This is a genomic window from Methylocucumis oryzae (genome assembly GCF_000963695.1).
Classification (GTDB): Bacteria; Pseudomonadota; Gammaproteobacteria; order Methylococcales; family Methylomonadaceae; genus Methylovulum; species Methylovulum oryzae.
In genome coordinates, this window is record NZ_LAJX01000090.1 from 24797 (window position 1) to 38085 (window position 13289).

A 13289-nucleotide genomic window follows, 5' to 3' on the forward strand; every position below is an offset into this window, starting at 1 on the left:
ATGTTAGAACTATGTGCTAGTTGTTTTAATACCGTGTTGTTGTTGAATACGTTTAATAGCCATTTGCCAATTAGCCGTTAACGCATAAGCACTGGCTAAACCACCCGCCGCATAACCCGTATTTAAGCAAGTACCAATCACCCGCGCAGATGCCATTGCCCATTCCGTTGCCGATAAACCTCTACCGGCAAAAAATAAATTATCTATATCGCGTGACACCAACATACCGGCGCTTATCCAATAACACTCGTCATAAGCAAAATAGCGCAATTCTGGTTTGCGCGCCTGTCCCCAATACTCAATAGGCCAAGCCCCTATCGCTACGCCATCGCTGGGCTTAGCGCAGCTTAACACCTGGTCTTGAGTCAATACTGCCAGGCCTTGAGGCCGTGCGCCACTACGCAAACCGACTTCACTCGCCATTGCGATAATGCTCAGCTTGGCTAACAACGGTTGCTGACGGCTAAGATGCTCGACGATGACTAAGGCTAAGCTACGCGCCTCTATTTCATAATCTGTTAAACACTGTAGTGAGTCTTGGAACTGCCACGCCATACCCAACTTGAATAATGCCGAACCCTTGTTAACCGTGCCAGGGATAATAGATAAGCGTTCAGATTCGGGTGGTAAATCACCGTTATCTATCGCTTGTTTTAACCAGCGAATTAAATTCAAGCTTAAGGTTTCTGGTGCTAACTCAGGTAAGCCAGATACACGAAAAACCAACGCTCCCGCCTGATAAGTGGCTTCCTCAATACGCTCTAAGCCTAATAGTAAAGAGACTTGCGCATTACCGGTGCAATCAATGACGGCTTTAGGTTGTATGGCATACCCTAAACCTCTAGTTTGAGCGCTTAAGCACTGTATTTTTTGTTGTTGAGCCATCGCGCCGGTTAACACGCTATGTAAACATAACCGCACCTGTGCTGCTTTCAGTCTTTGTAACGCTTGTTGCTGAAACACAGTTGGACAATAAGGTAAAAAATGTAAGCCTTGGGCAAACGTTGTAACCCGCGTTTGACTACCCGCCTGTACTGCTTCGGCAAAATCACGCGCAAAGCCTTGTACGGCATAACGCGCTTGATGTTGACTGCGATAAAACAAACCACAGACAGTCCCTACCATGGCCGCTGTCGCTAAGCCACCAACAAAACCATACCGTTCGATTAACACAACCTCGGCGCCCGCCTCAGCTGCGGCCACTGCGGCAGCAATCCCGGCCGCACCTGCACCGACGACTGCAACATCGCAGTGTATTGTTTTATCGCGCGCCATGCTCTGGCAATAACAAAGCACTTAGCGATGTTAATAACTCTTCAGACTCTGCATCAGAAATAACAGGCGCCATATAACCTAACGTTAACCGCAACGAGCCTTGGCAACGACTAAAAATAAACGTAATACCGGGCGGATAAAGATTAGGCGGATAATGCCGGGCATCACTCACCGGTTGGCCTAACCATTCATTAAACTGCTGCAATGAATCGCCTGTATCCGAATAATAAAAACTAGCCATTAAACCTTGAGTGGGCGCTTTTAGCATTCGTCGATAAAAAAGCCCCGGTATGCGCCGTAAAAACTCCATCATCACACTGTAATCGTTAGTGCTGCCATTACGCATTAAGCTCTTCATTTGTTCAACTAACTCAGCGGTGCAAGCGCTAATATCGGTTAATGCCGATTTAGGTATGCGATAAAACAAAAAACTGACTTGATTGCCCAACACGGGGCTATCACTACCGCGCTTACGTTTATCTTGTGGAATAGGCACTAACACATCTTCCAGTGGTAAGCCGCGCCGTTGTTGTATCGCTGCCACAGTGCAGGCAGTCGCCGCTAATAAAAACATACTGACTAAAAAACCAGCGCCTAACGTTCTTGCGCGTTGATAAATTTGCTCAGATTGCGCTTCAGTAAACGCTAAAAACCGATAGCGCAACGATAATTGGTTAGCTTTTAACACCATCGGCGATAGCGTCAGCACCGGTAATTGTGCGGCATTAAATAAAAACCGCTTCATCGCTTGCGCAGTCTTAGCGCGTTGGACAAAAGGCAAGCTTACCGTTGTATCGGCCACCCAAGCGAATGCCTGATGAGTATCACGCTGGCCTAAATAACGAATAAACGCCTCGCCTCCATGTGCATCCATTAACACATGATGCCAAGTAAAAACCAATAACGCACCAGCCTGCCCTACCCTATGACAAACCGCCATGCTAAACGCAGACTCGCGGCGAATATCCATAGTGCTAGCTAACAACGCGTCAGGCAATTCCTCGTCAGCTTTTAACTGATAGTGCATGATTTCCGGCACAGTAGCATCAGCCTGCAACCGCCAATACTGGATACAAAACGGCCAGTTATGTTGCAAACGCAAACGGCATAACCATTGATAAGCCGGATGAGCAACAACATGCAACACTAGCGTGTCAGTTTCTGACATGGACGATAATGCAATCGTGAAAATACACAAATTACGACGCCTACAGGATTGCCACATTAAATGGTCTAAATGTAACAAGAAATAATCGGCACCGTTTAATGGCAGGTGATGGGGGAAATTTAGATCAGAATCAAGCATCGTTTTGGCTTAATAAAACCTCACAATACTCACTCAAACTACGCACGCTAGCAATAGTCTCTGGGTTTAATGATTCAGCAGGCAATGACAGATTCAATTGCCGCTCAATAAACAACACCAATTCCATTAACGAAAACGAATCGACGCCGATGCGGCTTAATTCGGTATCAGGCGTTATGTCTACCCCATCGGCTAATACGTTATCGCGCAAGAAAGCGCACAGTAATTCAGCAATCTCTTCGCAACGGTAGTCTCGCTGGATCATAGCAACCTTTTAATGAATTTTATAAACATCGGGATTTAAGTTTTTTAAACCGTATTGGACTAAATAACGCAATACGCGGCGACTAAATGGACGCGTAGCGGCGGCGCCACTAAAAACACGGCTTACATGAGCCGCTATCCACGGAAATAGCCAACGATTAAATAGATTTTCTTTTAGAGAGCGTCCGACTTTAATGCTAGTCATTAACCGTCCGTTATAGTAATAGCCGACGATTTCAAACCAAGCCTGTAAATGCTGTTGCACGGATTGCTCATAATCCGTTAAAGGCTGGTCGTTTAACACGACATCGGCTAGCTTATACGCACTATCCATCGCAATTAACATTCCACTAGAAAATACAGGATCAACAAAACCACCGGAGTCGCCTAACATCACCCAATTTTTCCCGCACAAACGCTCGGAGATAGATTGATAATTTTGGTAGCGAATCACCTCGGTGACACGTTTAGTCTTTGGCGCTAAACGCCGTAGCACAGCATCGGTTTTTAGCAAATTATCATATTGTTGCTCTGCGCTATCGCCCTGTTGACGCGCATAGTCTTCAGGCACGACAAAACCCAATGATACGCGCCCAGGTAACGGAATACGCCAACACCAACCTTGCTCCATGCGGTCATTATGCACATAGCCTGGGTCAACTAATTCGGTTTCATCGACATGGGCAAATAACGCAATGTCTTGCCTAGGGCCTTTAGTCATAGGAATATTCAGCAAACGACCGATTAAATTCATTCGACCTGCTGCATCGACAATTAAGTCAGGCTGACCACCGTCCCAAAAATCAGCCGCTGCCGCTAATGATTCGGCGTCTAATGTTAGTTTATCGCTATCGCCCTGTTGTATAAGATTCACTTTACGCGCGACGAGCTTAGCACCGGCTTTTTGCGCCGCCGCTAGCAAGGTTGCATTAAAATCAACTCTAGGCACGTTATACGAATACGACGGCAAATCTTTAGGCATATCCGCAAAACGCATTTCAAACACTTCATCGGCGTTATAGGTAAAACAAGCACCGGGTTTGTACTGACTAAATGCCGCGACCTCTGCTTCCACACCTAAATCTTGCAACATAGGCACAATCATCGGCACTAACGATTCACCGACTAAAATCGGGTGCCGATCAGGCAAAGCAAATAAAACGACATGACAACCTTTACGGCGTAATAGCACAGCTAACGTACTCGCCGCAGGTCCTGCGCCGATAATCGCGATGTTTTTGATAGCACTCATAGTGTGTTATTTAAAATGAGAAAGACTGGAAAGCTAAGCCAATGTTGCTGGTTTGTCTCGCAACCCTTGACTTGGCCTAATAAAAACCGGACACAACAAAAAGCCTAGCAATACGCCTAACACGACGACACTGCCTAAGGTTCTCAAAATAGAGCTTTCTGATACCCAAAGACACGCAAAGGCCAATACGCTGGTCAACATCGACGCCGCTATGGTTGATAAGTTAACTCAATCTGTCCGCTACGGTTTTCTTGATAAAAAATGCCATAATCAACGCAAATCGATACGGCGAGCAAAAAGCCGACTAAATGCAAAAAACTCACCGCAATGCCGCTAACTGCCCAAAAACCCAACATCACACAGGCTGCTAACAGCGCTGGCGTTAACGTTTGCAAGGATTTAACGACATTGCCGTAACGCCAGGCTAATAGCAGGGCAATCGCTACTAAGCCCAACGCTAATAATTGTCTTGCGGTTTCGGTATAGGTTTTAGTTAAGTCTTGTAATAAATCGCGTTGACTAAAGTATTGCACACCCGCCAAGCCCGTTAACGCGGCTTTCACCCGCTCAGGCTCATGCTCAGCTAACCAAATCATGGTCAGCGCTTGCTTATCATTTTGTATGATACGGTTAGCTAATACATTTTTTACCGGCGTTGCCAGCACTTGTTGAAAAGTTAAAGGTTCTAACTCTGCATAATCAAAATGGCCTAATTGAGCGACTGATAAGCCCTGCTCTGTTAAGGCTGTACGCCATTGCGCTAAATGCTCTGGCGTTAAATACGTTTTAAGCAGTGCTTGATTTGCTTGTTGTTGCTGTGCTGATAATAGCCACGGATATAAGCCATAATAATCGCTTAACGCCTTATCGTGCTTAAGCCCCTCTAAGACTGTGTAAACCGCCTCGCTTTTCTGTAATGCGGCTTCTATCGTAGGCGCGCTGACTAAGACAAAACGCCCAGGTTCAACATGGGTCATACGTGCGCGAATGCGTTGGTCATTGAGCTTTAACTGGGCAAGTTCTGGCGTTAATGCTTGCATATCCGTTAACCACTGCAATGAATTCAGGCTTAACAACGACAGCACAACAACCACCGCAAAACCACCGGCTAGCGGCGTGCGATAACGCTCGCAAAAGCTTGCCCAAGCACCGGCTAATGGTACAGACAAAAGCTGTTCAGGCTGCTTAAGCAAGAGCCAAGGCAAGACAAACCGAGTTAACGCTAAACTCATGACAATGCCAGCACCGGCAAACACCGCTACTTGTTGAAACCCTGGGTAGCCAGACGCGCCTAACGCGGCATAACCGATGAGAGTCGTTGCGCCGCCTAATACCATGCTAGGCCAAATCCGCTTAACGACTAAGACTTTATGCGCAAAATCGACGCGCGCATGGACTAAGGCATGTATAGGATAATCAATACAAATGCCGACTAAAGTGGAGCCAATTGCCAGCGTCATCGCATGGACATAACCAAACACCGCTTGCGTGATTAACACGGCGCTTAATAAGGCAATGGCTAACAGACTAAAGACTTGTAGTAACGCCTGCCAATGCCGAAATAACCACCCAAACAACATAATCTGTGCCGCTATTAATAACGTACTGACTAATTGAATATCGCCTTGGATTAACTGTTGTGTGGCGACCGCAAACACCGGTATGCCGGTCATTTCTAGCAAATAATGACCACGTGTAGCTTTGTTGACCTGTTGTAAGGTTTTTTTAATCGCGTTTTGAATACGTGTTTGTTGGGCAGTATCCAAACCTGAAGCGTCGGTTTCTAGCATGATGTTTTGATAAACACCAGAAGTCGGTTGCTTTTGTTGAGCCGCTAATGTTTTAAAACCATTCAGCGACAACAGCAATGGGTCTTGCCGTGCCAGTTTATCAATACCTAGCCCTTGCGCCGACAATAAACTATTTTTTAACAACTCAGCCCGTTGACGCAAGCCTTCTGTAGTAAACAGCTTAGCAAGTTCTTGCTCTGGCTGTAAGCTATAGCCAAGCGCAGCATGTTGACCGTAAAGCGTTAATAATTGCGCTGCTTTATTCGTTTGCTGACCTGGCAACCAAACCTCAGTAACGCCGTCAATAGCTTGCAATTGCTGTTGCAAGCTGCGTATAAAGCTTAATGTAGGCCGTTGCTGTTGCTCTGTTGTCACCGAAAGCAAATACTGGCGCGACAACGCGCCCGATTGCATTTCATTAGCGAGTAACACATGTTCTAATTGCTGGCCAGTGACAATAAATGCGGATAAATCGGTTTTAAACCGAACAGTAAACAACACCGCTAACACTAATAACGGAGCTAACAGATAAAAACTAACAACACGAGTAGGCACCGCTTACTCTCCTAGTAACTCATGATAAAGCTGGTTAATCGTCGTCGTTATCGAATGCTCATGACGGTTGTTTAATAAGGTATATTCGCTGGTATCACCATTAGCTTGAGTAATCAAAATCTTATTCGCCGGTTGGCTAGGCAAACCTGATATTTTCAAATGAATAGCCGTGTCAGCACTTTTTGGCGTTAAGTTCATAGTCCAGGCATTAGCCGCACTGATAAATTCAACTTGAAATAATTCGCGTAATAGCGTCTCGTCGCTATTGATTAACGCGGTTAACGCGGCAACAGTAATATTGCTTTCATCATCCATGTCTAATTCGGTTTGTTGCCGTGTATCAGCCACTGGGTCGAAATACAACATATCTTTGCCTTTAATGCCCATTAGCAAGCGTTGCGGTTGTTGTTGCTCGCGAATCATTAAGTCAGGCGATAATGCATATAAATAGCCGCTACCTTGCCAAGGTTTATCCATTAAAGCCAGATGCCGGGTTTCCTGATAGTCTACTTGAGTAATTTTATTCGACTTCATAGCTTGCATTAACGCAGATAGCGCATCCTCGGCCAATGCATGACTAAAGCCTAACAAGCTTAACAAGCCAATAACGATTTTTTTATAGATTTTTTTATTCATCAGCGACCTTACCTGTGTTGCCAGACTTTATGTCCAGTCGTAAATAGCGTTTTAATGGTTGTTTGAATATCGGGTATGCCTTGCACAAAAATCCCGCGCTTAGAAAAATAATATCGACGAAATACATATTCGCCTATCGCTAACACTGCTATTAGCGCATAAATCATAACACCGTTATAAAACGCCCACCAAAAGTCACTGCCTGCCACCGACAAGCACAGGATAATCACCGCGTTTAGTGCAAAAAATCCTGTCCAAACAGCAGTTAAGCGCCAACAATAATCAGCAACAGCGACGGGGTACTCTGGAAACTGTAAGCGCACAAACCGCTCAATTAACGCAGGCCCTTGATTTTTCAGCAAACTACGGCCAAAAACCACCATCAACATAAGCTGTATCACTATCGGTAATGCCTTAGCGGTTAAACTCTGAGCAAAAAAAGCCCCAAATAACAGCATCAGTGCTAACAAGGCTTGGCTAATGCGAGTTTGACTATGAGGCTGCCGCACGGCTTTATATAAACACAGACCTGAAAATAGTGTAGGCGCAAACCACGCCATGTCATGTTGCATGCCTTGATAAACCAGATACGGATACAACAAAACCACTGCGACGGTTATACAGACTTTAATGAGCTTAGCGGTTAAGGTCATGTCAGTTCACAATGTCGGAAACTTTATTGTCTTTAAAATTGACGATAAAGCGATTAAAACGCGTACTCCAATACACCCACGAGTTCGCATTCAAATTCGCGGTTTCAGTAATAGGTGGGTAGCCAATCGCGGCCAGCACAGCTTTCTTACTCATGCCAACAGCCACCTCACCTTTGTCTATTTGCTGTCTTTCTAAGCTATTAAATTGCGCTAAGTTAACCGGCTGTCTAGCAAAGAGTTTGTCAAACGACATGAAAAACATCATCCCCGGTATGTTTTTCAATGTTTTTAACTAACAATGGCAAACCATTCCCGTATTCAATAGAAATCTCAGACGAATTAATATCTAGCAATTTAACAGCCGTATTAATCGGAATCGACGCGCCATGTCGGTAATTCGTCGTTGGAAAGGCATTTTTTTCATAACGAATGACAAACTGGGTGTAATAAGTTTGTCCTTTAACAATATGAACCGGCATGGCATCAGAAGAGAGGTTTTTTCTTACACGAAAATAGCATTATAGCCATCATGAAAATCAACATACTGCGGATAAAGCGTTGCATAGTCTGGCTCCCCATATTAAACATCAGCTGCCGTGGGGTACGCTGCGCGCACCTTTAATAACATCATTAAAAATCAATGAAAAAGGTGCGCACAGCGCACCCTAAAAATCACACTTATCAGAAATACTTTGCCACAACTCCGACGGCCGTTTAAACCCTAATGCCTTTTGCGCGGCTTGCATACCCGATACACTGACGCCATAAATACCACCGCCTGGTGACGTCCAATGCCCGGAAAAATATAAACCATTAATCGGTGAGTGATTGGGAATACGGGCAAAACCGGTTTGCTCTGGCGTCACATCCCAACCATAAGCCGCGCCTTGATAGTTTTGTGTATAACGATGCAGCGTTGCGGGTGAACCACCTTCAATAAAAACAATATGTTCAGATAAACCCGGTAAATGTTGCTCAGCTATCGCTAACATTTTTTCCATGTAATAAGGTTTTGCTTGTTGCCATGACTCCGTTGTCTTAAACGGCAACAAAGTTGTTAACATCAATAAATGCTCGCCAGCGGGTGCCAGCTCAGCGTCGATTAAGGTCGGCACGGTAATGCTAATCCAATTCACATCACCTTGTAGCGTGCGTCGAAAATTGCTTTCGTGGTCTATGTCCATATAACAAAACGATTCATACGCTAACGTTCGCTGGGCTAAATCCAAAGTCGTCGCGATATAGACGACGAATATCGATAGCGAATGCTGCATTTTATTGATACGTTGCAAATAGCGCTCAGGAAAATACTCCTGACCGATTAGCTCAAACACGGTTTGCCGCATATCGGCATTCGATACGACAATATCCGTAGCGATGATTTGATTATGAATCGAAACGCCAACCACCTTATTGTTTTCAATCAAAATTTTATTAACCGGTGTACGCAATAACAGTTCGCCACCACATTGCTGAATGCCTTTCACTAAGGTATCCGCTAAGACTTGAAAACTGCCTTTGCAATAATACGCGCCATCGACCATATAACCGATCAACATAGACGCCCAGTAAACAAACGACACTTTCGACGGCGGCAAGCCAAGATAAGGCCAATTGCTGGCAAAAGCAGCTAATAGCTGAGGGTGGTCGATAAATTCGCTAGCAACCTCGGCTAAGGTTGCTTTTCTATACTGGCAAAGCCCAGGCAATAACTGATGAGCGGAGTCATAATCACAACCCGGCATGACTTCTTTAGCCAGCGCTATTTCTTTGGTCACCTGCACACATAAGGCGACTAATTGCTCTAACCCCCTGCGTTGTTCGGGGAACTGCTGCGCTAATGAGTCAATAAATTGCTCTGTTGTTTGCCATAAAGCACTCACAAAACCAGGGTAGTAGCTATGGCTAAATGGGTCAACTCGGATAAATGCCAATTCATCAGTTAAGTTAAGTGCCTTTAGAATTTTATACAGGATCTGCCCACCTTCATAACCTAATGGGCCACAACCACTGACTAAATGTACACCGGCATCAAACTGATATTTTTTTCTTTTAAAACCATGGGCATAACCACCTGGCCTATCATGTGCTTCTAGTACTAATACCGACTTTCCCGCTTTAGCCAGCAAGGCCGCCGCAGTTAATCCGCCTATGCCGCTTCCAATCACAACGGCATCATAAGCGGTTAACGTCGTTGTATGCCTAGCTTTTGCCATAAAATCGCCGGTGATTCAAAACACATTTCATGAGTAGCCATATCGACAGCGACTTGCGAAGTATAGCCTCGGGTCAAACGAGTTCCTGACACTTTATCAAAAATTTGGTAATTAATTTTTAATCGATTTTCCCACTCGACTAACTGTGCTTGCACCAAAATTTTTTGCCCAAAGGTTGCAGGTCTAGCATAACGAATTCGTAAATCAATGATAGGCCAAGCATATCCAGAAGCGCGCATTTGCTCATAATTGTAGTCGATAGTGTCTAGCAGCGCACAACGAGCCAGTTCAAAGTATTTTGCATAATGTCCATGCCAAACAATCGCCATAGAATCAATATCAAAAAACGGCACGACTAACTCCGCCTCACCATTCGCAATCGCTTTATCCATAGACACTCCAATGACGCTGACGCAGCAGTTGTAAACATAAGCGTAACTCGTTTTCTAATGCCCTATCGTTTGCCAAAAAAGGCACATGTGCTCTAACTTCTACTAAGGTTTTTTGCACACCCTCACTCAATTGCTCACCAACACCGCGCAATTCAACCGCTTGCACAGCGGCTAATAATACCGCCGTAGCCACTTGCTCGGTTAACTCCAAGATTCTAATCGCATCACGCGCAGCTATTGTCCCCATGCTCACCTTATCTTGATTATGGCATTCTGTAGAACGTGAAAACACGCTAGCAGGCATCGTTAACTTTAACGCTTCTGCCGTCCATGCGGATACGGCAATTTGTACCGCTTTAAATCCATGATTCATCATGGCTTGTTGACCTTTTGCACCGCTTAAATTAGCAGGTAGCCCATGATTAAATTTAGGGTCTACTAATTGTGCCATTTGCCTATCCATTAAATCGGCTAAATTAGCGACGGCCGTTTTTAATGCATCCATCGCAAAGGCAATATGGCCACCGTAAAAATGCCCACCATGTAACACCCACTCGGCCTCGGCATCGATAATGGGATTATCGTTGGCACTGTTTAGCTCATTTTCGATAAACTGCCGTAACCACGGCAATGCATCAACTAATACACCGATAACATGAGGGGCGCAACGCAATGAATAACGGTCTTGTAAACGCGGTGTTGTCGTAGAACAACCGGTAAGGTCTTGATAAAGCCATTGCGCCACCTGGCCTTGACCTTGATGCGGTTTAACCTTAAACAAACGGCTATCGAAATGCTCAGGATTGCCTTGTAACGCTATGGACACCAGACTCGTAATACGTGTAGATAATTGTGCTAAATAATCTGCGCGATGATAGGCAAGACAGGCTAAAGCCGTCATCACCGCCGTTCCATTCATAATCGCTAACCCTTCCTTAGGTTGCAAACTTAACGGCGTAATGGCCAACGCATTAAACACTGTTGTCGTCGTTTAAACGTTGGCCTTGATGCCATACCTCTCGCTCACCGGCAAGCACGGCGGCTAAATACGACAGCGGCGTTAAATCGCCACTGGCACCGACTGAGCCTTCTTGCGGAATCACTGGCAACACGTCATCAGCCAATAATCGTGAGATATGTTTTAGCAACACATAACGCACACCCGAATAACCTTGCGCCAGACTATTTAAGCGTACCGCTAAAATAGCGCGCGTTTTGTGACTCATCGAAATAATGACCTAAACCGCAGCCGTGAAAGGTATAAAGATGCGTAGACAAATCGTTAACATACGCTAATGGAATCGGCACATCGCAAGAATCACCATAACCGGTGGTCACACCGTAGATATAGCCTTGTTTTTGCAATAGCGCATCAACAAACTGGCTGCCCTTGTTAATACGCGTTACAAAAATCGGCTCGTCACTTAAACACAATGCTTTATGTCGTAAAGCAACAGCACAAATATCTTCAATGGTTAAAAACCGGCCATCAACGATAACGCTATGCTCACTCATCCTTAAGCCTGCCAAAAATCATAAAAATTAAACCATTGCATAGGCTCTTTTAAGCAATAATACTGTAACCGGTCGGCAAACTGTTGGGCATAGCGCTGTACAGCGGCGTCTCTTGTTTTACGCGGCAATAACAGTTTGCTCGCAAAAAGGCTCGAAATAAATACGATAACGCTGCTGATGTTTTAAACAAAACATCGTAAACACCGGACATTTAAGCAAGCCGCCTAAAATATACGGGCCTTGAGGAAACGCTGCCGATTGCTCCATAAATAGCGCTTCAGTGACGCGTTGTTGTGTTTTAACCGGCGTTCTGTCGGCCGTAATCACAACTAACTCGCCTGCATCGATTTTATCTTGCAATAACATCGCGGTAGCCGCATTGATTTCAGTGACTTGAATTAAGTTTAAATACGCCAAATCAGCATACTGATTTAACACCGCATTAAATTTTTCCGCATGTTTAGTATGTACCAAAACATTAACTGTCACCGCTTTACGCAACGTAGCCATTAAGCGGCATACTTCCATATTGCCTATATGCGCCGCTAAAATTAACACACCTTGACCGCGCTCTACACACTCAATCACTGCTTCTCTGCCGACATAATCGACATCTTTTACGCCAATCGTACCGCTCCATGCTGCTAACTTATCAATCATAATGTTGGCAAAATTAACAAAATGCTTATAACTATGCCAATAAGAGCCGGTTATGCCATAACCGGACGGTAAATAAGCGGATACTCTATGCAAATAATCGCGACTGGCTTGACGGCCAATTGAATTGAATAACCAGTAATAACTGACCACTGGATATAAAAACACCTGTAACACTCGACGTCCAAACCATAAATAAACCTTAAGCAAAGCATGCATACCCCATATCACGCCACGCTCTTCTAATTGGGCCCAATGTTGTTTCATCGCCAATGCCTTGCTAACAAACGCGGCAAGCGCCATAACATGCCAAAAAACAATTGCGCGTGTTTTTTTGAAATCAACACATTGTCTTCTAGCATTCTAAAATGTGATACGCCGTCTAACGGATAGCGCACCGCCGTATCGATATTAACCATATCAAGCCCTTGCCAATACAAACGCACGACAATATCAATATCAAAATCCATGCCTTGCCCTATTTGAGCCGAAGCCAATAAGGTTTCGACCGCCGCTAACGGATAGCAACGAAAACCGCACATGCCATCGGCAATAGCCAACGATAGGGTATTAATCCAAATCCAAACATTAGTAATTTGGCGACCATAGACTCTTTTTTTTCGGCGCACTGGCATCGAACAACGGACGCCCTAAAATCAGCTTCTCAGGTTCAGCCGCACTCGCCGCTAAAAAACGAGTAATATCATCACGCTGATGCTGACCATCTGCATCTAGTTGAATCGCATGGGTAAAGCCTTGCGCTAACGCCAAACGGAAT

The 13289-nt window shown here is 44.9% G+C and carries 18 protein-coding genes and 1 pseudogene; all 19 read right to left on the bottom strand.

The window, feature by feature from the left end:
* Positions 1–9 precede the first annotated feature (9 nt).
* Entirely contained in the window at positions 10–1275 is a 1266-nt protein-coding gene (locus VZ94_RS09340) for an FAD-dependent oxidoreductase (RefSeq protein WP_045779020.1), read from the bottom strand.
* Positions 1262–2581, bottom strand: coding sequence for a hypothetical protein (locus VZ94_RS09345; protein WP_045779021.1), 1320 nt, complete (start codon positions 2579–2581; stop codon positions 1262–1264). Before VZ94_RS09345 ends, VZ94_RS09340 begins: the two co-directional genes overlap by 14 nt.
* Positions 2574–2846, bottom strand: a complete 273-nt coding sequence (locus tag VZ94_RS09350) for an acyl carrier protein (RefSeq protein WP_045779022.1) — start codon at positions 2844–2846, stop codon at positions 2574–2576. Before VZ94_RS09350 ends, VZ94_RS09345 begins: the two co-directional genes overlap by 8 nt.
* Positions 2847–2855: 9 nt before the next feature.
* Positions 2856–4097: an NAD(P)/FAD-dependent oxidoreductase gene (locus VZ94_RS09355; protein WP_045779023.1), complete on the bottom strand. Its 1242-nt coding sequence runs from the start codon at positions 4095–4097 to the stop codon at positions 2856–2858.
* Positions 4098–4130: 33 nt separating this feature from the next.
* Positions 4131–4298, bottom strand: a complete 168-nt coding sequence (locus VZ94_RS25875) for a hypothetical protein (protein WP_157844893.1) — start codon at positions 4296–4298, stop codon at positions 4131–4133.
* Between the two features lie 8 nt (positions 4299–4306).
* Positions 4307–6442, bottom strand: a complete 2136-nt coding sequence (locus VZ94_RS09360) for an MMPL family transporter (RefSeq protein WP_045779024.1) — start codon at positions 6440–6442, stop codon at positions 4307–4309.
* A 3-nt stretch (positions 6443–6445) separates the two neighbouring features.
* Entirely contained in the window at positions 6446–7078 is a 633-nt protein-coding gene (locus VZ94_RS09365) for a LolA family protein (RefSeq protein WP_045779025.1), read from the bottom strand.
* A gap of 8 nt (positions 7079–7086) precedes the next feature.
* On the bottom strand, positions 7087–7731 hold the full coding sequence (locus tag VZ94_RS22690) for a COG4648 family protein (RefSeq protein ID WP_052700387.1): 645 nt from the start codon (positions 7729–7731) through the stop codon (positions 7087–7089).
* Position 7732: 1 nt separating this feature from the next.
* Positions 7733–7984, bottom strand: a complete 252-nt coding sequence (gene bamE, locus VZ94_RS09375; RefSeq protein ID WP_052700388.1) for an outer membrane protein assembly factor BamE domain-containing protein — start codon at positions 7982–7984, stop codon at positions 7733–7735.
* Positions 7974–8210, bottom strand: coding sequence for a hypothetical protein (locus VZ94_RS09380; protein WP_045779026.1), 237 nt, complete (start codon positions 8208–8210; stop codon positions 7974–7976). The genes bamE and VZ94_RS09380 overlap by 11 nt, the downstream gene beginning before the upstream one ends.
* A 186-nt stretch (positions 8211–8396) precedes the next feature.
* A complete protein-coding gene (locus VZ94_RS09385; protein ID WP_045779027.1) occupies positions 8397–9947 on the bottom strand; it encodes a phytoene desaturase family protein in 1551 nt (516 codons plus the stop codon).
* Positions 9917–10339, bottom strand: a complete 423-nt coding sequence (locus VZ94_RS09390; protein WP_045779028.1) for an acyl-CoA thioesterase — start codon at positions 10337–10339, stop codon at positions 9917–9919. Before VZ94_RS09390 ends, VZ94_RS09385 begins: the two co-directional genes overlap by 31 nt.
* On the bottom strand, positions 10332–11318 hold the full coding sequence (locus VZ94_RS30550) for an HAL/PAL/TAL family ammonia-lyase (RefSeq protein ID WP_275575191.1): 987 nt from the start codon (positions 11316–11318) through the stop codon (positions 10332–10334). Before VZ94_RS30550 ends, VZ94_RS09390 begins: the two co-directional genes overlap by 8 nt.
* Positions 11311–11565: an aromatic amino acid lyase gene (locus VZ94_RS30555; protein WP_275575192.1), complete on the bottom strand. Its 255-nt coding sequence runs from the start codon at positions 11563–11565 to the stop codon at positions 11311–11313. The genes VZ94_RS30550 and VZ94_RS30555 overlap by 8 nt, the downstream gene beginning before the upstream one ends.
* Complete coding sequence (locus VZ94_RS30560; protein WP_275575193.1) at positions 11522–11854, bottom strand: aromatic amino acid lyase; 333 nt, start codon at positions 11852–11854, stop codon at positions 11522–11524. Before VZ94_RS30560 ends, VZ94_RS30555 begins: the two co-directional genes overlap by 44 nt.
* 2 nt (positions 11855–11856) lie before the next feature.
* Entirely contained in the window at positions 11857–11982 is a 126-nt protein-coding gene (locus VZ94_RS30565) for a hypothetical protein (RefSeq protein WP_275575194.1), read from the bottom strand.
* Positions 11972–12778 (bottom strand): lysophospholipid acyltransferase family protein, encoded by an 807-nt coding sequence (locus VZ94_RS09400; RefSeq protein ID WP_239649801.1) that lies wholly within the window; start codon positions 12776–12778, stop codon positions 11972–11974. The genes VZ94_RS30565 and VZ94_RS09400 overlap by 11 nt, the downstream gene beginning before the upstream one ends.
* Positions 12775–13140 (bottom strand): glycosyltransferase family protein, encoded by a 366-nt coding sequence (locus tag VZ94_RS22695; RefSeq protein ID WP_192828617.1) that lies wholly within the window; start codon positions 13138–13140, stop codon positions 12775–12777. Before VZ94_RS22695 ends, VZ94_RS09400 begins: the two co-directional genes overlap by 4 nt.
* Positions 13100–13289 (bottom strand): annotated as a pseudogene (locus VZ94_RS25880) (hypothetical protein); the annotation flags it as partial. The gene VZ94_RS22695 and the pseudogene VZ94_RS25880, both read right to left, overlap by 41 nt.